We start from the raw sequence: 20,087 nt of genomic DNA, 5'->3' as shown, positions 1-20,087 counted from the left end.
GTGAAGCCGGTGATTACTTTCAGAGATTGATTAGTTGTACTGGACAAACCAGCCTTTGAAGGTGAAGCGAAGTGGCCGTCTCAGCAACTTACTGCCCCTGTGATATACTCACGCACTGCTGTTCGGACAAATTGCCGACACGTTTTCATTCACCAAGGAGAAACGCATGAGCGATGAAGATTTTGCAACTTCCCAGGAAGCCCGGAAATTAGCGGATGAAATCGCAGGCCTGAAGATGATGATCACCCTGATTCTGAAAGGTATGGGGCAGGCTGATGCCGGAAAAGTAATTATTAACATGGAACGCTATGTGCAGACACTGGGCGATAAGCCTCAGGCGGAAGTGTTCAGCAATACCATCAAACAGATCAAAACAGCCTACCGTCAGTAAGCTTTTTTGCCCCCAGCAGCGGGGGCAAATACGCTAACTGTGTGCCTGCCAGTTGACAGACACGCCCAGCGTTGGCAGCACCTCTTCCGGGCTGAAACGACGTGTTCCACGATATTTCTCTGCCAGAGCGGGCTGAATTACCGGAATACGGATCGCAAACAGATTATCTTCTGACAGAATGAGGCCCGGCGTAAGTGGCTCATACACCACACCATGCTCCTCAAACATCTTCTCCAGCATCGGCGTTGCCGAACTGATGATGTATTCCATGCCGTTCAGCTCTGCCAGCTGTACCGCGTGCCAGAGAATGTTCAGCGGGAGTTCCGCGTCGACTTCCAGCCGTGCCGAGAAGCGCGACATCTCCCACACTTTCTCATGGCTGAAAGGCAACACAATGCCTTCACTCTGCTCAGGTTCGAACCAGGGCATCAGACGCGCGCAACCACTGATGCCCTCGCGCGCATTCCATGCAATTAGCCAGGTGACATCTGAACGATCGTAGCGATCATATTCCTGGCCTGGCGTGCTCAGGCGTGGAGGTATTGACCACCCTTCGCCGCGCGCAAAAACGCTATAACGGTAGCTGCCGAGTTCGGCAAGCAAAGAGGATGGCATATCCTTTAATTGCGTTTGCACTATTTTCATCATGCGCCTCTGACATCCCCATGTTTGCAATGATTTCTTTGCGCCAGCCTGGCAAAGCCCCGGCGCAGGGTAGACAACAGACCTGAACAAAGGAACTGCCAAATGTAGCAGTTGTGTTATGTTCAAATCAGTCCGATTGCCGCTGCGTAGCAGGCAATCTGCGTTTTATTGGAAACATTGAAACGCTTTTGCATATTTTTCTGGTGAAAGTTAACGGTATGTTCAGAGATGGATAAAATAAGTGAAATTTCGACCGCCGTTTTTCCTTCGGCTGTCCATTTCAGAATTTCCAGCTCGCGCTGACTAAACGCTTTTTTTAGTACCATCATTGCATCATCACTAAAGCGCTCCAGCGTATCCAGGCTTAGTTCCGCTAAAAGGTGTAGTTTAACCTCCAGCTCAGCATGGCGGAGCTGGACAGAAATGGGCTGTTGCGACGATATAGATAATATACCAATGACGCGATTCGGTGCCATTGCGGAGCAAGAAAATCCGCTCTGCAGCCCATATTCTCTCGCCTCATGCCAAAGATTGCCGGCGTCAGCGAACTGTTCCTCAATCCATGCCATCCCTCTGCCCGGTCGCTGACACAATGTAAGCACCGGGTCGACAGCATAATAATTCTGCTTCTCATACCGTTTAACCCATAATTTGGGATAGGAGCTATGTAAATGAATACGCGGCCGGGTAAATGGCACCGGATGCTGAATCAAAAAGGCAAAATAATCGAAGCCTAATGATTCAGTAAACTGTTGCAATAACGTCTTCAACTCAGAAGAAGCCGTTAATGCCTGAAATTTTTCTTTCACCTCACTTCGCCAGGCGAAATAGTTTTCAGTACTCATATTGCCTCAGCGTTAATTTCACTCGTCCTTCCGGTAATATTCATTCGGATTCATCGGATAAATTAAATTAACAGCAGAAAATTAATTTATCGTTGAGGTGAACCCCTCACCCTCTGCAGCGCATAAAGTCCTTCACCGTTATGACGGAGTGAAAAAATGCCCCTGCCCCTGTAATGTGAGGCCGGCCACGGCAATTTCAATCACCTCAGGAGAATAAGATTTTTCTGATAGAAATTCAATACCTGCCGTTGAGTTGAATTTTATCTCAGCCATCGAAGAGCTGCTGGAAATATTGAATCGGTCTACAAGACATTCAGTAAATAATGCGTAAACAAAGCGTTAATTACGTCTCAATAAGCGAAGCGGCAGCCGAAAACTGCTAACATATTTTTTATCGGGAAATAAGATCGGCTCTTCAGGCGATGCCGCACTCCTGTGATGATTTCCTCTACACTGCAGCACGCGCCTCCCAATCCGGAAAAGGTAACCGGTTCACAGACTGCACCTGCGGCCTGTCGATGCTGATTCTGCTCCTCTTGCCGTTGCTGCCCGACTGGCGTAACGAAAGGCTTTGTAATAACAATATTCTGCGAAAATCCTGCCTGACTGCGTTGACTAGCGGACGAATCGAACCGCTCTGCCTCTAAGCAGTTTTTTGACTGCGATTAATCTGAACCAAAAGCGCCGCGTTAAAAAAAATCAGCTTTATTTATCTTCTGCCTGAAAGCAATATGTGGCATAGATCACTATTTATGCTGACAGTACGTTATGGCAGCAATACGCTCAACACTAACTCTATTTTAGTCATGAAAATCACTTTACCGATAGTCACGCAACCAAATCACTGAAAAAAATTGCAACGGGTAAATCCCCGATTGTTATTTGATGCTGCATGCTTTATCGATACAATTAATTTCCCTTAATTCACGTTGCAGCATCGTGAATTAATTTCATACTGACGTTGCTGGCACTGTTCAGATGAGATGACGAAATTTAAATTCTGACTGCATCGATGAGCACTTTCCTGTTGTAAATTATGGACCTGAAAAATACTGCCTGATTAGCCTTCTGATTTACTGCTGGTTCATTGCCAGGAGTGTCCGCGCTGACGATGATAACTGGATTAGTTTTTCCCTTACCGGCTGTTTAATTCTCAATCAAACATGGTATTAATCCTGCCTGATGATTTATCGGCAGTAGCCCGCGCCACGCATACCCAGATGAAAATGTGAGGCGTGCGCGGCGTTGTAGTCCGGCCCCAGCGCATTGCCGAATACGTCACAGCCACCACGCCACAGCGTGTGCAGCATAGCCGCTTTCTCTTCTGGCTGTTGCCAGTGACGACTGACCTCAAGCCGCTGGCCATCAGCCAGCTGGAAGCCAGTCACATCCCAGGCATCGGCGGTGGCATGCTCACTGAGCCGCCCCTCTGCGCGGTGATAAATATTACGACAGGCATAGCTGCCGACATGGGTAATTCGTACCAGTGGACTGTGCATATCCCGGGCGATCTGGTCCCGACTGCGCAGGGCATACATGGTGCTGGCGACCGCCATTGGACAGCTGGCGAGAAAGCTGCTGCTGAGGCTGACCGGGCCAAATTTCTGAATTCGCAGCGGGTGGCCGATCGGGCAGTTGCCCGTAACGGCCGGACGCTCGCTGAAACTGACCCAGCCCGCCTGTTGGGCACGACGCATCACCGCCAGACATTCGTCGGGATCCTGGGTCAGCCTTTTCATCTTTATCTGCGTCATCCAGCCTGGAGGATCGGTGACGGAGAGCGGTGTAAAGGGATTGAACTGCGGCGGGAGATGCTGCTTAAGCCAGGGTAAGCTGACCCATCCCAGCGCAATTAACAGCAGAAACAGGATAAGCGTGCGCATAATTCCCTTTGCAGCATAATGATTAATAAATAAAAAGTGTAGAAGCACATTCCGTTTCACGCCGTCTGCCTGACAGAACGTGATGAATAATTACCCATACTGACGCAGGATTGAACGAAACCGTCCGTGATTACGGCTTACGGAGCGTCAGGCTGCACAATTGATAAAAAAGCGTTACCCGATTCCGGCCCTCTTCCTCTATCTTATGCCCACCTGCCCCTTGGGCAGACGCGTTTACTAACAGCCAGCAGAGCTGACACAACATCAAGACAGGAAAGACGATTCTATGGTTGATCAATCTAAAGAAACCGCACGCGCTCACGACGCGCCCGACAAGCTACAGCGCAACCTGCATAATCGCCATATTCAGCTGATCGCCATAGGGGGTGCTATCGGTACCGGCCTCTTTATGGGTTCCGGTAAAACCATCAGTCTGGCTGGTCCCTCGATCATTTTCGTCTATATGATCATCGGCTTTATGCTGTTCTTCGTAATGCGTGCCATGGGAGAGCTGCTGCTCTCCAACCTTGAGTACAAGTCTTTCAGCGATTTTGCCGCGGATCTGCTTGGACCGTGGGCGGGCTATTTTACCGGCTGGACGTACTGGTTCTGCTGGGTGGTAACCGGCATCGCTGACGTCGTGGCTATCAGCGCCTATTTCCAGCTCTGGTTCCCGGGCTTCTCGGTCTGGATGAGCGCCCTGCTCTGCGTGGTGGTTTTTCTGGCGCTGAACATCGCTACGGTTAAGCTGTTCGGTGAGATGGAGTTCTGGTTCGCGATAATCAAAATCGTCGCCATTGTCGCGCTGATCGTCACCGGGATTGTACTGGTATCGATTCACTACCCTTCACCCGGCGGTGGCACCGCGGCGCTGAGCAACATCTGGGATCATGGCGGAATGTTCCCGAAAGGACTCAGCGGTTTCTTTGCCGGATTCCAGATTGCGGTGTTTGCCTTTGTCGGCATTGAACTGGTCGGAACGGCAGCGGCTGAAACCCACGATCCACATAAAGTCTTACCGCGCGCAATTAACGCGATTCCGCTGCGCGTCATTATGTTTTATGTGCTGGCGCTGATGGTGATCATGGCGGTGACGCCGTGGACCCAGGTCATGGCCGACCGCAGTCCGTTTGTCGAGATGTTCGTGCTGATTGGCCTGCCTGCTGCGGCGAGTATCGTTAACTTTGTCGTGCTGACCTCTGCCGCCTCTTCAGCCAACAGCGGCATCTTCTCCACCAGCCGTATGCTCTATGGCCTGTCGCAGCAGGGCGTCGCGAGTCGCGCGTTTGGTCGTCTCTCTGCCCGTGCGGTCCCGACTACCGGTCTGTTTTTCTCCTGCCTGTGTCTGCTGCTTGGTGTGGCGTTGATCTACCTGATCCCGGATGTGATGAAGGTCTTTACGCTGGTGACCACCGTTTCAGCTATTCTGTTTATGTTCGTCTGGACCATCATTCTGTGCAGCTATCTGGCTTACCGTAAAAAGCATCCTGAGCGCCATGCCAGATCGGCCTTTAAGATGCCACTGGGCAAATTCATGTGCTGGGTCTGCATGGCCTTCTTTGCGTTTGTGCTGGTGCTGCTGACGCTGCAGGAAGATACGCGCCAGGCGCTGATGGTCACGCCTCTCTGGTTTGTGCTGCTGGGTGTGGGCTGGACGTTGCGTTATCGCCGCAGCCGCTAATCGCTGACGGCATGTAAAAAGCCCGGTCACCTGACCGGGCTTTTTTTTTACAGCCGTTCACCCAGCGCAGAGAAAAGGGCGGACAACGTGGGGCGTTCATAAGGTAAGCGCTGCGGCCGCGAATCGGGCTGCTGAGGCGTGCCCAGGCCAAAGGTGAAGGTATAGTTATCGCCTTCGCCCATGCGCAGGTCGGCTACCGTGGTCTGCCCATCCTGCTCACGCAACGCGTAGAAGCCGTGGCTGAACCAGGCGACACGTTCTGCATACCAGCTGCCCCGGAAGGCGTCGAACAGTTCAGGATGTCGCGGATACCACGCCACCTGCAGCGGACGCGAGGGCGACAACAGCGACCAGTAGGCTTCGCCGTAGCGATCCGGCGTCATAATCACGCTGCGCCAGACCAGCGTATTAAAGGCTGTGGGTGTCACCAGGACTTTATTGGCCGCAATGCCCTGCGCCGTCAGCGAATCACGAATCTGCCAGCCTGCTACGCCCTGAATCACCACACTCCAGACCAGATAAAGCGTACTCAGCGCCAGGCCGATCCGGTTACCGCGCAGCCCCTTTTCGCCACGACGCCAGAGCGCCGCGCCCAGCCCTATCAGCAACGGCAGCGTATAGAGGGGATCGACGATATAAATACTGCCGATGGCATAGGGATAATCGGTGATCGGCAGCCCAAGCTGGGTCCCATACACCGTCATTAAATCAAGCAGCGGATGGGTAATCAGCGCCAGCCAGATCGCGGGCCACCACACCGCCCACTTCACCCGCTGACGAAAGAGTCCTGCAATCCCCCACGCCATCAGAGGTGAGATCAGCGTAAGCCAGAGCAGCGCATGTGTTTCCGTACGATGCAGCGTCATGTTGCGTATCGCATCACCATGGTCAATAAACACATCCAGATCGGGTAAGGTGCCGCAGACACCCCCCACCAGCGCAGCCTGCCAGATTGGTACCCGACGTCCCATCACCGCAACACTGACCGAAGCCCCCAACACCAACTGCGAAACAGAATCCATTGATTCACTCCGTCACCGAATTGTGAATGTGTGCTGAATTAGCGTACGCGAATCCCTTCAATGATCATGCGCTGGACGTTTTCGACGGTCTGATCGAAAAACGCCGGATCGCTGAGTGTCTGACCGGTCACGGCCTCAACCTGGGTGGCAAAGTCGGCGTAATGTTGCGTGGTAGCCCACAGCATAAAGATCAGGTGCTGTGGCTGTACGCCCGCCAGCCGTCCTTCATCAATCCAGCGTTCAATAATAGTCGCTTTCTCGTCCACCAGTTGCTTGAGGTCGCCTGCCAGTTCCCCTTTCAGCAAAGGTGCGCCCTGCAGCATCTCCAGGCAGAACAGACGAGAAGCCTGAGGATGATCGCGTGACACTTCCAGCTTTAGCCGGATGTAACGCCGGATGGCCACCAGCGGATCCTGATCGTGCGCCAGCGCGCGCAATGGTGCCAGCCAGACATCCAGAATCTGTTTCAGCACCGCCACATAGAGCACTTCTTTAGAGGGAAAATAGTAGAGCAGGTTGGTTTTTGAGACATCGGCCAGCTCGGCCACCTTATCGAGGCTGGTGCCGTGAATGCCAAATTGTGAGAAGAAGGTTAACGCCGCTTCCAGTATGGCAGCCCGCTTCGCTGCCACCGCACGCGAACGACGCGTTGGCTTTTTTTCATCGCTATTCACACATTTACCTCATCCTTCTGGTGTCAGCGCATCATAGCAAAGGGATGAGTCGCTGCCCAATCCGCGCCCTGCACCTTTTTTGCTCAGCTTGCATGCAAAATGTGCAGCGAATTTTGACCAGATGGTCCGAAATGGACCGGTTACTCCACTTACCTCTTCTGGGTTAATTTTAACTGTCTGTTATTTATAACAATAAAAAATGTGGCACACCATTTGCAAAATTGTGACTGAGCGCAGCTTATACGGACCTGGCAGGATGCAGTGCAGCGCGTGAAACACCTTCCCCCCATCGCAACGAGGTTTCACATGAAGATAGGCGTCTTTATTCCGATTGGTAACAATGGCTGGCTGATTTCGTCCAACGCGCCGCAGTACATGCCGACCTTTGAACTGAACAAAGCCATCGTGCTGAAAGCAGAGCATTACCACTTCGACTTTGCGCTCTCGATGATCAAACTGCGCGGCTTCGGCGGAAAAACAGAGTTCTGGGATCATAACCTGGAGTCATTTACCCTGATGGCGGGCCTGGCGGCCGTCACCTCACGTATCGAAATCTACGCCACCGCGGCCACCCTGACGCTGCCTCCGGCGATTGTGGCGCGCATGGCATCCACGATTGATTCCATTTCAGGCGGTCGTTTCGGCGTTAATCTGGTGACCGGCTGGCAGAAACCAGAATATGAACAGATGGGAATGTGGCCAGGCGATGAGTACTTTGGCAGCCGTTATTCTTATCTGACCGAGTACGTTACCGTGCTGCGCGACCTGTGGGGCACCGGAAAATCGGACTTCAAAGGTGAGTTCTTCACGATGAACGACTGCCGCGTCAGCCCACAGCCGCAGCGTCCGATGAAGGTGATCTGCGCCGGACAGAGCGATGCCGGTATGGCCTTCTCCGCTCAGCACGCCGATTACAACTTCTGCTTCGGCAAAGGTGTGAATACGCCAGCTGCGTTCAGTTCGACTTCAATTCGCATGAAGCAGGCCGCAGAAAAAGCAGGCCGCGATGTCGGCTCCTATGTGCTGTTTATGATCATTGCCGCCGAAACAGATGAAGAGGCACGGGCTAAGTGGGAACACTACAAAGCCGGTGCGGATGAAGAGGCGCTCTCGTGGCTCACTACCCAGAGTCAGCAGGATACCAAATCAGGCAGCGACACCAATGTGCGCCAGATGGCGGACCCGACCTCAGCCGTCAATATCAATATGGGCACGCTGGTGGGTTCATACGCAAACGTAGCGCGGATGCTGGATGAAGTGGCGCAGGTAGAGGGTACGCACGGCGTGCTGCTGACCTTTGATGATTTCCTGGAAGGTATTGAGAATTTCGGTCAGCACATTCAGCCGCTGATGGGCTGTCGCAGCGCCCTGCTCGACGCACAGCAGGAGGTGGCATGATGAATACCGTTTATTGTGCCCACACGCCGGATGTTCCGCTGGCTGAACTGCCTGCTCGTCCTGAGCCGATCGCCTTTCCGCCAGGCCAGACGGCGCTGATTGTGGTGGATATGCAGAACGCCTACGCCACTGAAGGGGGCTACCTGGATCTGGCGGGCTTTGATGTTTCCGCGACCAAGCCGGTGATTGCAAAGATCCATCAGGCTGTAACGGCGGCGCGTGCGGCCGGCATGCAGATCATCTGGTTTCAGAATGGCTGGGACAGTGACTACGTTGAAGCCGGTGATGCCGGTTCCCCCAACTTCCACAAATCGAATGCGCTGAAAACCATGCGTAAACGACCCGAACTTCAGGGCTCGCTGCTGTCGAAAGGCGGCTGGGATTACGCGCTGGTCGATGAGCTGGTGCCACAAGCCGGTGACATCGTACTGCCAAAATCGCGTTACAGCGGCTTCTTTAACACCCCGCTCGACAGCATGCTGCGCAGTCGCGGGATCCGTCATCTGATTTTCACCGGCATCGCCACCAACGTCTGTGTGGAATCGACCTTGCGTGATGGCTTCTTTCTGGAGTATTTCGGCGTGGTGCTGGAAGACGCCACCTATCAGGCTGGCCCGCCCTTTGCTCAGCAGGCGGCGTTGTTCAATATCGAAACCTTTTTTGGCTGGGTATCGGATGTCGATACCTTCTGCGAAAGCCTGAATGCCCGCTAACCCACCAGGAGGACGTCGCTATGCCGAAAAGTATTATTGTGCCGCCAGGCACCACCACACCCATCGCCCCGTTTGTCCCAGGCACGCTGGCGGATGGTGTGGTCTATGTCTCGGGTACGCTGCCGTTTGATGGTGACAACAACGTGGTCCATGTAGGTGATGCCGCCGCGCAGACCCGTCACGTGCTGGAAACGATTAAAAAGGTGATTGAGACCGCCGGTGGCACGATGGCCGATGTGACATTTAACTCGATCTTTATCACCGACTGGTCGAATTACGCCGCGGTAAATCAGGTTTACGCCGAATACTTTCCCGGTGAAAAGCCTGCCCGTTTCTGCATTCAGTGCGGACTGGTCAAGCCTGACGCGCTGATTGAAATCGCCAGCGTGGCGCATATCGGCAAGCCGGAGGCCTGATGCAGCTGGATATTCTGGGTCTTCAGAATCCTGAGGCACCGACGCTGGTGCTCTCTTCCGGTCTGGGCGGCGTGGCGGGTTTCTGGCAACCGCAGCTGGCGGCGCTGATGGCACGCTATCGGGTCGTACTCTATGACCAGCGCGGCACCGGTCGCAGTGCGGAAAGCTTACCGGAAGGCTATAGCATGGCGATGATGGCGGCAGAGCTGGCCGACGCGCTGGCGCAACACGGCATCCTGCGCTTCAGCCTGATCGGTCACGCGCTGGGCGGTCTGATGGGGATGCAGCTGGCGCTGGATTATCCGGATCGGCTCGAACGGATCGTGGTGATCAACGGCTGGCTGACGCTGCATCCGCATACCCATCGCTGCTTTCAGGTGCGGCAGGATCTGCTGCTCAATGTCGGCGTCGAGGCTTTCGTCCGTGCTCAGCCGTTGTTTCTCTATCCTGCTGAGTGGATGGCAGAGCATCAGATACGGCTGGAGCAGGAAGATAGCCATCACGTGACGCATTTTCAGGGGATGGAAAACCTGATGCGACGACTGCACGCCCTGATGAGCGCTGACTTCAGCGCACGGGCTGCCGCCATTCCACAACCAGTACTGGTCATCGCCAGCCAGGACGATCTGCTGGTGCCATGGCGCTGCTCAGTGGCGCTGGCCGGGGCGCTTCCGAACGCCACTGAAGAGATAATGGCCTGGGGTGGCCACGCCATGAGCGTCACCGACCCCGACAACTTTAATGCCCTGCTGCTGCAGTGGCTGGATCAGACGGATGACGTGCAGCCGCTGCAGCGCGTCGCAGGATAACCCTTTCGTGGAGAACACTATGAGCCTGGAAACCCTTACGCCCGCCGTCGAGAAAACTGAATTTCGTCATGCGATGTCGCGACTGGGTGCGGCGGTCAATATCATCACCACGGAAGGTCCGGCCGGACGTGCGGGCTTTACCGCTTCTGCGGTGTGCAGCGTCACCGATTCGCCGCCGACGCTGCTGATCTGCCTTAACCGTTCCGCCTCAGTTTATCCGGTGTTTCGCGACAACATGCAGCTTTGCGTCAATACGCTGGCAGCAGGTCATGAAACGCTCTCTACGCTGTTCGGCGGGAAAACGCCGATGGCCGAGCGATTTAGTGCCGCTGAGTGGTCAACGGCCGTGACCGGCTCGCCGGTACTGAGCGGCGCGGTTGCCTCCTTTGACTGCCGCATTACGCAGATTGTCAGCGTCGGTACGCATGACACCCTGTTCTGCGAAGTCGTGGGCATCGTGCGAAATGATGATACTCACGGCCTTATGTGGTTTGACCGGGGCTACCATCCCTTGTTGCGGCAGGATGCCTGATAACTCTTCCCTGAAACTTACCGGCATTTATCACGCTCTGGAGTAGACGATGGCACGATCCTGGTTTCCGCAATGGCAAAAGAAGTCGGCACTGACAGAAAACGGTATTATCGCTCCGGATGAGACGCTGCCGCTGGGGCAGACACTGGTGCTGGGTTTGCAGCATGCGGTGGCAATGTTTGGCGCAACGGTGCTGATGCCGCTGCTGATGGGGCTGGATCCCAATCTGGCGATTCTGGTCTCGGGTATTGGCACCCTGCTGTTCTTCTTTATAACCGGTGGTCGCGTACCCAGCTATCTCGGGTCGAGCGCCGCCTTTGTTGGCGTAGTGATTGCGGTGACCGGCTTCAGTGGTCAGGGACTGAATCCCAACCTCAGCGTGGCGCTGGGCGGCGTGATCGCCTGCGGCCTGCTCTATACGCTGATTGGACTGGTGGTCATGAAGTCAGGCACACGCTGGATTGAAAATCTGATGCCGCCGGTAGTGACCGGTGCGGTGGTGATGGCGATCGGGCTAAATCTGGCACCGATTGCGGTTCATAGCGTCTCCGCCTCTTCATTTGACAGCTGGGTCGCGGTGATGACCGTGCTCTGTATTGGTCTGGTTGCCGTGTTTACCCGCGGGATGGTACAGCGTCTGCTGATTCTGGTCGGACTGATTCTGGCCTGGGCGATCTATGCACTGCTGACCAACGTCCTGGGACTGGGCAAGCCGGTCGATTTTACCCTGCTGTCTCAGGCAGCCTGGTTTGGCCTGCCGCACACCACCGCACCGACCTTTGATCTGCAGGCGATGGTGCTGATCGCCCCGGTAGCGATCATTCTGGTGGCGGAAAATCTGGGACATCTGAAAGCCGTTGCAGGCATGACTGGCCGTAACCTCGACCCTTACATGGGACGTGCCTTTGTGGGCGATGGACTGGCTACAATGCTTTCCGGCTCGATGGGCGGTAGTGGCGTAACCACCTATGCTGAGAATATCGGGGTGATGGCCGTGACTAAGGTCTACTCCACACTGGCGTTTGTCGCTGCAGCCATCATCGCCATCCTCGCGGGTTTCTCACCGAAGTTTGGTGCGCTGATCCACACCATTCCGGCCCCGGTGATTGGCGGCGCATCCATTGTTGTGTTCGGCCTGATTGCGGTGGCGGGCGCACGCATCTGGGTGCAGAACCATGTCGATTTAGGTCAGAACAGTAATCTGATTATGGTCGCCACCACACTGGTGCTCGGCGCAGGGGATTTCGCGCTGAAGATCGGCTCTTTCACGCTGGGCGGGATCGGTACTGCCACCTTTGGCGCGATTATCCTCAATGCCATTCTGCGCCGACGCAGTGCGGCACAGCAGGACAAACCGCTGGCGCGACAGCAGGGTTAATTACTCCAGCGGTGTGGCAGCAGGCTGCACCGCTTTTTTCCGTTTCAGCCGCAGCTCACTGACGATCACACCGCAGACGATCAGCGCACCCCCCAGCAACGCCAGCGCAGGCAGGCGCTCACCGGCAATACGTCCTGCCACGCCCGCCCAGACCGGTTCCCCCGCATAAATCACCGTGGCACGGGTTGGCGAAACGCTGCGTTGCGCCCAGTTCATGGTGACCTGAATCAGTGCGCTGGCCGCACCCAGCCCCAGCGCGCTGAGCAGCAGCGGCGTTGAGATTACAGGCACCGTTTCCCCATTGGGGATCATCAGCACAAAGGCACTCAGCGATGCCACTGCCAGCTGGATCAGCGTCACGCGGCGTACATCAACCTGACCGGCATAGCGGCTGATTAAGATGATCTCGGCGGCAATCGCCAGGGTGCTGAGCAGCGTTGCTACTTCACCTGCATTCAGGCTGATGCGGCCATCCTGCGGCCCCGCCACCAGCAGCAGGCCGGTAAAAGCCAGCACAATCCCTAGCCACGACATTAATCCCGGCGGACGGCGTAAAAATAGCCACTGCAGCAGCGGCACAACCGGAACATACAGCGCAGTAAGAAACGCAGACTGGCTGCTGGAGATAGTCTGCATGCCCCAGGTCTGAAGACCATAACCCCCGGCGATAGACAGGCCAATCAGCGTGCCCGCTTTTACTTCCAGCCAGGTCATCCCAGCCAGATAGCGGCGGAAAAAGATCGCCAGCAGCAGCGCGGCGGTAGCAAAACGGAGGCCGACAAAAAAGAACGGGCCGGAATGCTGCATCGCACGATGCACCACCAGAAATGTGCCGCCCCAGATCATGGTGATGAAAAGTAATACCAGCTCCTGCCGCGTCAGGCGCAGGGTTAAACTGCGGAGTGTGTCCGACATAATTCACCTGATGATGTGTCCGGACGATATTGTGGGGAGAGTGAGGGGGAAAAGCAACGACGTCAACCGCCGACCTTAACCGGCGGCAGAGTGGAATTATGCGTCCGCTTTTTTTGGACTGCTTCGGCCGCCCTTCTCACCAGCGCGCGCGGCGCGCTGCGGATCGTTTTTGAAATTACCGCCGCTGTTTTTTCCCCCTTTACGTCCCGCTTCTGCGGCACGTTCACGGTTCTCAGCAAAATTTCCCGAACCTCCACGATGTGTTGTCATGATTTGCTCCTGTCGCGTAGTGCGATAAATAAGAATGAAATAGCTGAGAGCTGACGGCCTGAAGCCTTAATTCAACTCATGCTTAAATAATAGACAGATTCTTCTTTTACTCGCCCGACAGTCACATTTAGCAACAGAGTAATCACCAGCAATTTGATTAAACAACGAACATTCTGCGGACTTACAATCGATTAGGTGCGGTTTTATTGCCCGACTCGTTCGCCTCCGTTTCCGTATCGCCTGCGTAAAACGAAAGCTCTTCTATACTTTTTCTGGACGTCAAAACCACCTGGAGAGATTTATGGCCAAGATTCTGGTGCTCTATTACTCGATGTACGGACATATTGAAACGATGGCGAACGCGGTTGCAGAAGGTGCTCGTCGGGTTCCCGGCGTGGAAGTGGATATCCTGCGGGTACCAGAAACGATGGAGGCCGATCGCTTTGCACAGGTGGGCGGCAAAACCCATCAGCAGGCAGCAGAAGCGACGCCTGAGGCATTGCCGCAGTATGACGCGATTATCGTCGGCACCCCGACCCGCTTTGGCAACATGTCCGGACAGATGCGGACGTTCTGGGATCGCACCGGCGGTCTCTGGGCGTCAGGCGCGCTGTTTGGCAAGGTTGCCAGCGTCTTTACCTCAACCGGCACCGGCGGCGGTCAGGAACAGACCATCACCTCGGTCTGGACTACGCTGGCGCATCACGGCATGGTCATTGTGCCTATCGGTTACGGCACCAAAGAGCTGTTCGATATCTCACAGGTTCGCGGTGGCACGCCTTATGGTGCGACCACGCTGGCGGGCGGCGATGGCTCGCGTCAGCCGACTGAAGCGGAACTGAATATTGCCCGTTTCCAGGGTGAACATGTTGCCGGACTGACAGTAAAACTGCAGGACTGATTTAAACAAAGGAGAAAAGTATGTCTACTGAACAATCGAAAGCACACCACGTTGGCGAATGGGCCAGTCTGCGTCATACCTCCCCTGAAATTGCCGAGGCCATTTTCGAAGTGGCGAATTACGATGAGAGACTGGCAGAAGAGCTCTGGCGTCAGCAAGGCAGCGATGACGTGCTGATTCGTGCCTTTGAAAAAACCGATAAAGATCTCCTGACCTGGGATGACAAGCCCGTAGAACGTAAGAACGTCTGATTCAGAGGCGGGACCTTCCCGCCCTCATTTTTTAGCTCACCAAGGAGTACGCTATGTCTTCCTATCAAAGCATTAATCCCGCCAACAACCAGTTGCTGAAAAGCTGGCCGTCGCATGATGAGGCCGCTGTCAGCCATGCCCTGGACGTCGCCGATCGCCTGTTTCATTCATCATGGAGCAAAGGTGAGATCCAGCCACGTCTGCAGGTACTGAAAAAACTGGCTGACCTGATTGATAGCCGCGCGGAAGAACTGGCCACCATCGCCAGTAAAGAGATGGGGAAACTGATTGGTCAGAGCCGCGGCGAAGTGAAAATCTGTTCGCAGATTGCCCGCTACTACGCAGAGAATGCAGAACGTATTCTTCAGCCGCAGTCGTATCCCAGCGAGCTGGGCGAAGCCTGGGTTGAGTACCATCCGATTGGCGTGTTAGTCGCCGTCGAGCCGTGGAACTTCCCTTACTATCAGCTGATGCGCGTACTGGCCCCTAACCTGGCGCTGGGTAACCCGGTGCTGGCGAAACATGCCAATATCGTGCCGCACTGTGCCGATGTCTTTGAAAAGCTGGTGCGTGAAGCGGGTGCACCTGAAGGGGCCTGGACTAACCTGTTCATCTCAACCGATCAGGTTGCCGACCTGATCGCTGACGACCGGGTTCAGGGTGTTGCTCTGACTGGTTCCGAGCGCGCAGGCAGCGCCGTGGCTGAGCAGGCCGGTAAGCATCTGAAGAAATCGACGCTGGAACTGGGCGGCAATGACGTGTTTGTGGTGCTGGACGATGCCGATCTTAACGAAGCCGTCCGCCAGGGCGTGCAGGCGCGTCTCAGCAACTGCGGTCAGGTCTGTACCGCCGCAAAACGTTTTATTCTGCATGAGAAGATTGCCGATCGCTTTATCAGCCAGTTCAGTGCCGCGCTGAGTTCCGCCACGCTGGGCGATCCGCTGGATGAGAAAACCACGCTTGGCCCGCTCTCTTCCGCTGACGCGCGCGACCGCCTGGTGAAACAGGTAGACGAAGCGGTGGCTAATGGCGCAAAACTGGTGACAGGCGGTAAAGCCGTTGACGGTGCAGGTTGCTTCTATCAGCCCACCATTCTGACCAACATTACCCCGGATAATCCTGCCTATTATCAGGAGTTCTTCGGCCCGGTGGCGCAGGTTTATGTTGTGGGTGACGATCAGGCGGCTGTGGCGCTGGCAAACGATTCTAACTATGGTCTGGGTGGATCGGTCTGGACTCGCGACATTTCACGCGGTCGGAAACTGGCTTCCGCCATTGAAACCGGCATGGTGTTTATCAACTCCCAGAGCGATACCTCTGCTGAGCTGCCATTTGGTGGTGTGAAACGTTCAGGCTATGGTCGTGAGCTTTCTGATCTGGGCATCAAAGAGTTTGCTAACCAGAAACTGGTGGTCGTGGCGGGTTAATCGTCCTGCAGCCATAAAAAACCCCGTCGCGACGGGGTTTTTTATTATCGGCCGGAAAGCGCAATTACTGTGTGGCCACAGCCGCTGACGTTGAATTGTCATTGTGCGCCGTTGCAGGCACGTTCGCGGCGTCAGCTTTGTCAGTCGTGGCTTTATTGTCACTGGCTGATTCTGCTGCATTGTCGGCTTTCGCTTTCTCAGCGGCGGCTTTTTCTTCTGCTGCTTTGTCAGCTTTTGCCTTTTCAGCCGCGGCTTTCTCAGCTGCAGCCTTATCCGCTTTTGCCTTTTCTGCTTTTGCCTTTTCTGCAGCAGCTTTATCGGCTGCGGCTTTTTCCGCTTTCGCTTTTTCAGCTGCGGCTTTATCCGCCTCTGACTTCTCAGCGGCAGCTTTATCTGCGTCAGCTTTCTCTTTGGCTGCGGTCGCTTTGTCCGCTTCAGCTTTATCGGCTGCAGCATCCTGCGTCGCGGCGGATTTCGCACTGTCGTCGTCAGCCTGAGCTGCTGGTTGTGGTGCCGCAGCAGGCTGCATCGGTGTACCCTGCAGTGCCGCATTCAGCACCTGAGAGAACTGATCCCAACTGCAATAGCCATTTGCATCGGCCTCACAACCCGCCAGCTGCAGCGTCACGCGCTTCGGTGGGTTCTTCAGGCTCAGTACATCCGCATTGCGCAACTGATCGGCGGTCTGATAGACATATTCCACCTTGAGCAGGTCTTTATCGTTTTTCGCATCATGCCAGCGTTCGAACAGAACCTGACCGCCAATTGGCGTTTTTTCCCAGGTATCAGGCAGCTCATAAGGCTTGACCTGCAGCGCGCTCAGCAGTGAAGCGATATTAGAGTCATGACCAACCATCAGCGTAATTTTCGGCGCGCTGGCTTTGTCCTGATCCACTAACTGACTGCGGATGTAATCCACCAGCGGAGCCGCCACTTCACGGGAAACGTCCGGGCTGGTAAACAGCGCGTCCTGATAACCATTTTTAATCGCGGACAGCTCTTTCCACTGTTCAGGCGTTTTGATCTGGCCCCAGGCAACCTGCTCCAGCGGGAAACCTTCGTAATATTGCAGCGTAAAAGCATCCATCAGGGAGTTGCCCACTTTCAGCGGGCCACTGACCGTCGGCTCTTTCCCGTTTTCAGCGCTGAAAGTGTTCTGACCACTGCTGAGGTCGCACTGCTTTTTATTGTTACAGGCAGGCGAAGCTTTGTAGTCGACAATCTTTTCCAGCCGCTGGAAGGCAGGCTTCAGTGACAGTTTCTCATTGGCGGCGGCCATGGCGGCCAGCGCTTTTTTATTAAAGGCTTCACTGTCATCGGTGATGACGGGATTGAAGACGGGATCCATGGTGCCCATTTCATCCTGATGCGTGACGGCAACGTCACAGCCAGGGAAGGCACCATTGACAAAGAACTGCGCGGTAGCGACAGTGCGCTGCAGGCTGTTCGCGTAAACAAAGACATTATTGCTGTCAGGACAGGTGCCATTCTTCACCAGGCCCTGCTGTGCCAGCCACTGACGGGTGTAGTTACCCATGTAGACTTCCAGCACGCCACCTTTGGTGGTCAGCTGTCCGCCGGGAACATCCCACTGCGGCCAGCTCTTTTTGGTCGACTGCTCCAGCACGCTGCCATTATCGGCCAGCGGCGCACGCAGATTGTGACGGCTTAACATCAGCACCTGTTGCAGCTGCATATCGCCATCAGCAGCAAATGCTACCGTTCCGACCGGCAATGCAGCGAGCACTGACAATGCGCAAAGACTCAGTTTCTTGATCATTGTGCCTATTCCATTCATTCAGTAAAGAAACACTCTGGCTATCAACCGATTAGCTCGCCTCAGAGCGATGTATTTTACAGTGTAACTCAGCTCACCTCAGAAAAGCGCCAGATGTTTGCAAAAAACAGTGAGTGGACTATAGCAGAGATGCATCGGGCAGATGAATGCGCAGCCGCGCGTCATCGGAAGAAGCGTGCTTTTTTCGGACTGGAGGAAAAAACAGAGATGGCAGAAATGAAACAGGCCAGCACTATGTGCTGGCCTGTAAAATGTGGCGGAGGAGGAGAGATTCGAACTCTCGGATGGTTTCCCATCGGCGGTTTTCAAGACCGCTGCCTTAAGCCGCTCGGCCACCCCTCCGTTTTGAAACTGTACTGCTTCAGTAAACTTACTGGTTTACCGCTTTATTGCCTGTGGCAGATAAAGTGGCGGAGGAGGAGAGATTCGAACTCTCGGATGGTTTCCCATCGGCGGTTTTCAAGACCGCTGCCTTAAGCCGCTCGGCCACCCCTCCGCAATGACGCGCACTATAAACATCCCGTTTAGCGATGTAAAGCGTCTATCTGTCTATTCGCCTGAAAAACAGCCAGATTGTGATTTTTCGCTGTGAAAATCGCCATTCTGCTCAAACAAATAGCAGAATAGCGCGTAAAGAAGGGTAAAACGCCTTTTACCTCTTTAATAGCCTGCGTATTCTCGGCACATATTTAGTGTTCTGCTGATTAGTGTTCTGCTTAAAGGAGCGCAACATGGAAAGAATTGTCACCTCATCGCAGTCTTCACTGCTGTCAACGCACAGCGTTCTGCGTAATACCTATTTTCTGCTGGGACTGACCCTGGCCTTTTCTGCGGTGACGGCGACAGCCAGCACCCTGCTGGCGCTGCCTGCGCCGGGTCTGATCCTGATGCTGGTCGGCTTTTATGGCCTGATGTTTTTAACCTACCGTCTGGCGAACAGCCCGATGGGTATTCTGGCCGCGTTTGCGTTTACCGGCTTCCTGGGATATTGCCTGGGTCCTATCCTGAGCTCGTTCCTGACCGCAGGCATGGGCGACGTGATAGCGCTCGCGCTGGGCGGTACGGCGCTGGTGTTCTTCTGCTGTTCTGCCTACGTGCTGACGACCCGTCGTGATATGTCCTTCCTGGGCGGCATGATGATGGCGGGCTTTGTGGTGCTGCTGGTGGCGGTGGTCGCGAATATCTTCCTGCAGTTGCCTGCGTTGCATCTGGCTATCAGCGCCCTGTTCATTCTGTTCTCTGCCGGTGCCATTTTGTGGGAAACCAGCAACATCATTCATGGTGGCGAAACCAACTACATTCGGGCGACGGTCAGCCTCTATGTTTCGCTCTATAACATCTTCGTCAGCCTGCTGAGTCTGCTGGGTTTTGCCCGCAGCAATTAACCGGCAGTGACAGTCAGCCTGTGAAACCCCGCTTCGGCGGGGTTTTTGCTTTTACTGTCCGCCAGGTTTGCTAAACTGCGCCGTCATTTATAGAGAGGACGTCACGTGAATTTTAACGGTAACGAAATCGCCGTCGATGCCGAAGGCTATCTGAAGAGTATCGACGACTGGAGTGAGGCGCTGGCGGCGCACATCGCGGAACAGGAAGGGCTTACCATGACTGAAGCACACTGGGAAGTGGTCCATTTCGTGCGCGCCTTTTATCTGGAATTTAACACTTCACCTGCCGTGCGAATGCTGGTAAAGGCAATGGCGCAGAAGTATGGGGAAGAGAAAGGCAACAGCCGCTATCTGTTTCGCCTCTTCCCGGAAGGACCCGCTAAACAGGCGACGAAAATCGCCGGTCTGCCTAAACCGGCGAAATGCCTGTAGTTAACCGGTTTTAAAATCGCGGGGCGGTTCTGCGGGCTGGTGTGGCTCCACCAGCACCTTATCCACACGCGCACTGCGGGGGCCGCCCGCTTTAAGCCAGGCAATCAGCGCTTCAACCTGCTCCGCCTCGCCCCAGGCCAGCACCTCAACGCTGCCGTCATCCAGATTTCGCGCGTAGCCCAGTACACCCAGGGTTCTGGCTTCGGCCTGCGTACTGTAACGAAACCCAACGCCCTGGACGCGGCCATGAACCCATGCTTTAAAACAGGCTGCTGACATTGTTCTCTCCTGCTGCTGTTCGTTGCAATTTACCGTTATCCA

At 54.9% G+C, this 20,087-nt stretch carries 23 protein-coding genes and 2 tRNA genes; 13 read left to right on the top strand and 12 right to left on the bottom strand.

Annotation, left to right across the window (positions count from 1 at the left end; all coding sequences use genetic code 11):
- Positions 1–166: 166 nt before the first annotated feature.
- Positions 167–391 carry a DUF2594 family protein gene (locus QSK07_RS11035; RefSeq protein WP_003849983.1) on the top strand — a complete coding sequence of 75 codons (225 nt, stop codon included), beginning with the start codon at positions 167–169 and terminating at the stop codon, positions 389–391.
- 33 nt (positions 392–424) lie between these two features.
- Here QSK07_RS11035 and QSK07_RS11030 read toward each other — a convergent pair whose 3' ends face one another.
- The 4 genes from QSK07_RS11030 to QSK07_RS11015 form a co-directional block, all read right to left on the bottom strand.
- On the bottom strand, positions 425–1,036 hold the full coding sequence (locus QSK07_RS11030) for an acyl-homoserine-lactone synthase (RefSeq protein WP_098051009.1): 612 nt from the start codon (positions 1,034–1,036) through the stop codon (positions 425–427).
- Positions 1,037–1,158: 122 nt separating this feature from the next.
- Positions 1,159–1,881, bottom strand: a complete 723-nt coding sequence (locus QSK07_RS11025; RefSeq protein WP_285720696.1) for an autoinducer binding domain-containing protein — start codon at positions 1,879–1,881, stop codon at positions 1,159–1,161.
- A gap of 138 nt (positions 1,882–2,019) precedes the next feature.
- Positions 2,020–2,154: a hypothetical protein gene (locus tag QSK07_RS11020; protein ID WP_275219742.1), complete on the bottom strand. Its 135-nt coding sequence runs from the start codon at positions 2,152–2,154 to the stop codon at positions 2,020–2,022.
- Positions 2,155–3,068: 914 nt separating this feature from the next.
- A complete protein-coding gene (locus QSK07_RS11015) occupies positions 3,069–3,764 on the bottom strand; it encodes an extensin-like domain-containing protein (protein ID WP_098053167.1) in 696 nt (231 codons plus the stop codon).
- A 286-nt stretch (positions 3,765–4,050) separates the two neighbouring features.
- Here QSK07_RS11015 and cycA point away from each other — a divergent pair, with 286 nt between their 5' ends.
- Positions 4,051–5,445, top strand: a complete 1,395-nt coding sequence (gene cycA, locus QSK07_RS11010; RefSeq protein ID WP_098051011.1) for a D-serine/D-alanine/glycine transporter — start codon at positions 4,051–4,053, stop codon at positions 5,443–5,445.
- Between the two features lie 47 nt (positions 5,446–5,492).
- On the opposite strand, the gene QSK07_RS11005 is transcribed toward cycA, so the two are convergent.
- Positions 5,493–6,467 carry a metal-dependent hydrolase gene (locus QSK07_RS11005; protein WP_285720697.1) on the bottom strand — a complete coding sequence of 325 codons (975 nt, stop codon included), beginning with the start codon at positions 6,465–6,467 and terminating at the stop codon, positions 5,493–5,495.
- 38 nt (positions 6,468–6,505) lie between these two features.
- On the bottom strand, positions 6,506–7,141 hold the full coding sequence (gene rutR / locus QSK07_RS11000; RefSeq protein ID WP_098051013.1) for an HTH-type transcriptional regulator RutR: 636 nt from the start codon (positions 7,139–7,141) through the stop codon (positions 6,506–6,508).
- A gap of 306 nt (positions 7,142–7,447) precedes the next feature.
- Here rutR and rutA point away from each other — a divergent pair, with 306 nt between their 5' ends.
- The 6 genes from rutA to rutG are packed head-to-tail and all read left to right on the top strand — an operon-like array spanning position 7,448 to position 12,387.
- Positions 7,448–8,539, top strand: coding sequence for a pyrimidine utilization protein A (gene rutA, locus QSK07_RS10995; protein ID WP_098051014.1), 1,092 nt, complete (start codon positions 7,448–7,450; stop codon positions 8,537–8,539).
- 38 nt (positions 8,540–8,577) lie between these two features.
- The gene (gene rutB, locus QSK07_RS10990) at positions 8,578–9,252 is read left to right on the top strand and encodes a pyrimidine utilization protein B (protein ID WP_133116558.1); all 675 of its coding nucleotides are present in this window, start codon (positions 8,578–8,580) and stop codon (positions 9,250–9,252) included.
- A 20-nt stretch (positions 9,253–9,272) separates the two neighbouring features.
- Positions 9,273–9,668, top strand: a complete 396-nt coding sequence (rutC, locus tag QSK07_RS10985) for a pyrimidine utilization protein C (protein WP_285720698.1) — start codon at positions 9,273–9,275, stop codon at positions 9,666–9,668.
- Positions 9,668–10,477 carry a pyrimidine utilization protein D gene (rutD, locus tag QSK07_RS10980; protein WP_285720699.1) on the top strand — a complete coding sequence of 270 codons (810 nt, stop codon included), beginning with the start codon at positions 9,668–9,670 and terminating at the stop codon, positions 10,475–10,477. The genes rutC and rutD overlap by 1 nt, the downstream gene beginning before the upstream one ends.
- A 19-nt stretch (positions 10,478–10,496) precedes the next feature.
- Entirely contained in the window at positions 10,497–11,009 is a 513-nt protein-coding gene (gene rutF, locus QSK07_RS10975) for an NADH-dependent FMN reductase RutF (protein WP_285720700.1), read from the top strand.
- A 49-nt stretch (positions 11,010–11,058) separates the two neighbouring features.
- Positions 11,059–12,387, top strand: a complete 1,329-nt coding sequence (rutG, locus tag QSK07_RS10970; RefSeq protein ID WP_061062101.1) for a pyrimidine utilization transport protein G — start codon at positions 11,059–11,061, stop codon at positions 12,385–12,387.
- Here rutG and QSK07_RS10965 read toward each other — a convergent pair whose 3' ends face one another.
- Entirely contained in the window at positions 12,388–13,302 is a 915-nt protein-coding gene (locus QSK07_RS10965; RefSeq protein WP_285720701.1) for a DMT family transporter, read from the bottom strand. It abuts the gene before it with no gap.
- Positions 13,303–13,398: 96 nt separating this feature from the next.
- Complete coding sequence (locus QSK07_RS10960; protein ID WP_013357370.1) at positions 13,399–13,572, bottom strand: con-10 family general stress protein; 174 nt, start codon at positions 13,570–13,572, stop codon at positions 13,399–13,401.
- Positions 13,573–13,873: 301 nt separating this feature from the next.
- Between QSK07_RS10960 and wrbA the strand changes: the two genes are divergently transcribed.
- From wrbA to QSK07_RS10945, 3 genes are read left to right on the top strand one after another with little or no spacing between them, the layout of a single operon-like run.
- Positions 13,874–14,473, top strand: coding sequence for an NAD(P)H:quinone oxidoreductase (gene wrbA, locus QSK07_RS10955; protein ID WP_285720702.1), 600 nt, complete (start codon positions 13,874–13,876; stop codon positions 14,471–14,473).
- A gap of 20 nt (positions 14,474–14,493) precedes the next feature.
- On the top strand, positions 14,494–14,724 hold the full coding sequence (locus tag QSK07_RS10950; RefSeq protein ID WP_285720703.1) for a YccJ family protein: 231 nt from the start codon (positions 14,494–14,496) through the stop codon (positions 14,722–14,724).
- A 53-nt stretch (positions 14,725–14,777) separates the two neighbouring features.
- Positions 14,778–16,151 (top strand): NAD-dependent succinate-semialdehyde dehydrogenase, encoded by a 1,374-nt coding sequence (locus QSK07_RS10945; protein ID WP_285720704.1) that lies wholly within the window; start codon positions 14,778–14,780, stop codon positions 16,149–16,151.
- 64 nt (positions 16,152–16,215) lie between these two features.
- Here QSK07_RS10945 and agp read toward each other — a convergent pair whose 3' ends face one another.
- The 3 genes from agp to QSK07_RS10930 all read right to left on the bottom strand — a co-directional run bounded on the left by agp (position 16,216) and on the right by QSK07_RS10930 (position 18,445).
- A complete protein-coding gene (gene agp / locus QSK07_RS10940) occupies positions 16,216–17,931 on the bottom strand; it encodes a bifunctional glucose-1-phosphatase/inositol phosphatase (RefSeq protein ID WP_285720705.1) in 1,716 nt (571 codons plus the stop codon).
- Positions 17,932–18,203: 272 nt separating this feature from the next.
- A tRNA-Ser gene (locus QSK07_RS10935) sits at positions 18,204–18,291 on the bottom strand.
- Between the two features lie 66 nt (positions 18,292–18,357).
- A tRNA-Ser gene (locus tag QSK07_RS10930) sits at positions 18,358–18,445 on the bottom strand.
- A 235-nt stretch (positions 18,446–18,680) separates the two neighbouring features.
- On the opposite strand from QSK07_RS10930, the gene yccA reads away from it, so the two are divergent.
- Positions 18,681–19,334: an FtsH protease modulator YccA gene (yccA, locus tag QSK07_RS10925; RefSeq protein WP_285720706.1), complete on the top strand. Its 654-nt coding sequence runs from the start codon at positions 18,681–18,683 to the stop codon at positions 19,332–19,334.
- A gap of 105 nt (positions 19,335–19,439) precedes the next feature.
- Positions 19,440–19,766 carry a sulfurtransferase TusE gene (tusE, locus tag QSK07_RS10920; RefSeq protein ID WP_033732189.1) on the top strand — a complete coding sequence of 109 codons (327 nt, stop codon included), beginning with the start codon at positions 19,440–19,442 and terminating at the stop codon, positions 19,764–19,766.
- Here the strand turns inward: tusE and yccX are convergent, their stop codons facing one another.
- On the bottom strand, positions 19,767–20,045 hold the full coding sequence (yccX, locus tag QSK07_RS10915; protein ID WP_033732188.1) for an acylphosphatase: 279 nt from the start codon (positions 20,043–20,045) through the stop codon (positions 19,767–19,769).
- Positions 20,046–20,087 lie beyond the last annotated feature (42 nt).

It is taken from the genome of Pantoea sp. QMID4, assembly GCF_030270445.1.
GTDB lineage: Bacteria > Pseudomonadota > Gammaproteobacteria > Enterobacterales > Enterobacteriaceae > Pantoea > Pantoea vagans.
Note: the sequence above shows the minus strand (reverse complement) of the source record. Positions and strands in the feature narration are given on the sequence as shown.

Bases quoted from the DNA above. Each gene is read 5' to 3' on its own strand.
- rutG (WP_061062101.1), top strand. From the start codon at position 11,059: ATGGCACGATCCTGGTTTCCGCAATGGCAAAAGAAGTCGGCACTGACA.
- QSK07_RS11015 (WP_098053167.1), bottom strand. From the start codon at position 3,764: ATGCGCACGCTTATCCTGTTTCTGCTGTTAATTGCGCTGGGATGGGTC.
- QSK07_RS11025 (WP_285720696.1), bottom strand. From the start codon at position 1,881: ATGAGTACTGAAAACTATTTCGCCTGGCGAAGTGAGGTGAAAGAAAAA.
- QSK07_RS10965 (WP_285720701.1), bottom strand. From the start codon at position 13,302: ATGTCGGACACACTCCGCAGTTTAACCCTGCGCCTGACGCGGCAGGAG.
- QSK07_RS11005 (WP_285720697.1), bottom strand. From the start codon at position 6,467: ATGGATTCTGTTTCGCAGTTGGTGTTGGGGGCTTCGGTCAGTGTTGCG.
- cycA (WP_098051011.1), top strand. From the start codon at position 4,051: ATGGTTGATCAATCTAAAGAAACCGCACGCGCTCACGACGCGCCCGAC.
- wrbA (WP_285720702.1), top strand. From the start codon at position 13,874: ATGGCCAAGATTCTGGTGCTCTATTACTCGATGTACGGACATATTGAA.
- QSK07_RS10950 (WP_285720703.1), top strand. From the start codon at position 14,494: ATGTCTACTGAACAATCGAAAGCACACCACGTTGGCGAATGGGCCAGT.
- rutF (WP_285720700.1), top strand. From the start codon at position 10,497: ATGAGCCTGGAAACCCTTACGCCCGCCGTCGAGAAAACTGAATTTCGT.
- yccA (WP_285720706.1), top strand. From the start codon at position 18,681: ATGGAAAGAATTGTCACCTCATCGCAGTCTTCACTGCTGTCAACGCAC.
- rutA (WP_098051014.1), top strand. From the start codon at position 7,448: ATGAAGATAGGCGTCTTTATTCCGATTGGTAACAATGGCTGGCTGATT.
- QSK07_RS11020 (WP_275219742.1), bottom strand. From the start codon at position 2,154: ATGGCTGAGATAAAATTCAACTCAACGGCAGGTATTGAATTTCTATCA.
- rutC (WP_285720698.1), top strand. From the start codon at position 9,273: ATGCCGAAAAGTATTATTGTGCCGCCAGGCACCACCACACCCATCGCC.
- QSK07_RS11030 (WP_098051009.1), bottom strand. From the start codon at position 1,036: ATGAAAATAGTGCAAACGCAATTAAAGGATATGCCATCCTCTTTGCTT.
- agp (WP_285720705.1), bottom strand. From the start codon at position 17,931: ATGATCAAGAAACTGAGTCTTTGCGCATTGTCAGTGCTCGCTGCATTG.
- yccX (WP_033732188.1), bottom strand. From the start codon at position 20,045: ATGTCAGCAGCCTGTTTTAAAGCATGGGTTCATGGCCGCGTCCAGGGC.
- QSK07_RS10960 (WP_013357370.1), bottom strand. From the start codon at position 13,572: ATGACAACACATCGTGGAGGTTCGGGAAATTTTGCTGAGAACCGTGAA.
- rutD (WP_285720699.1), top strand. From the start codon at position 9,668: ATGCAGCTGGATATTCTGGGTCTTCAGAATCCTGAGGCACCGACGCTG.
- QSK07_RS11035 (WP_003849983.1), top strand. From the start codon at position 167: ATGAGCGATGAAGATTTTGCAACTTCCCAGGAAGCCCGGAAATTAGCG.
- QSK07_RS10945 (WP_285720704.1), top strand. From the start codon at position 14,778: ATGTCTTCCTATCAAAGCATTAATCCCGCCAACAACCAGTTGCTGAAA.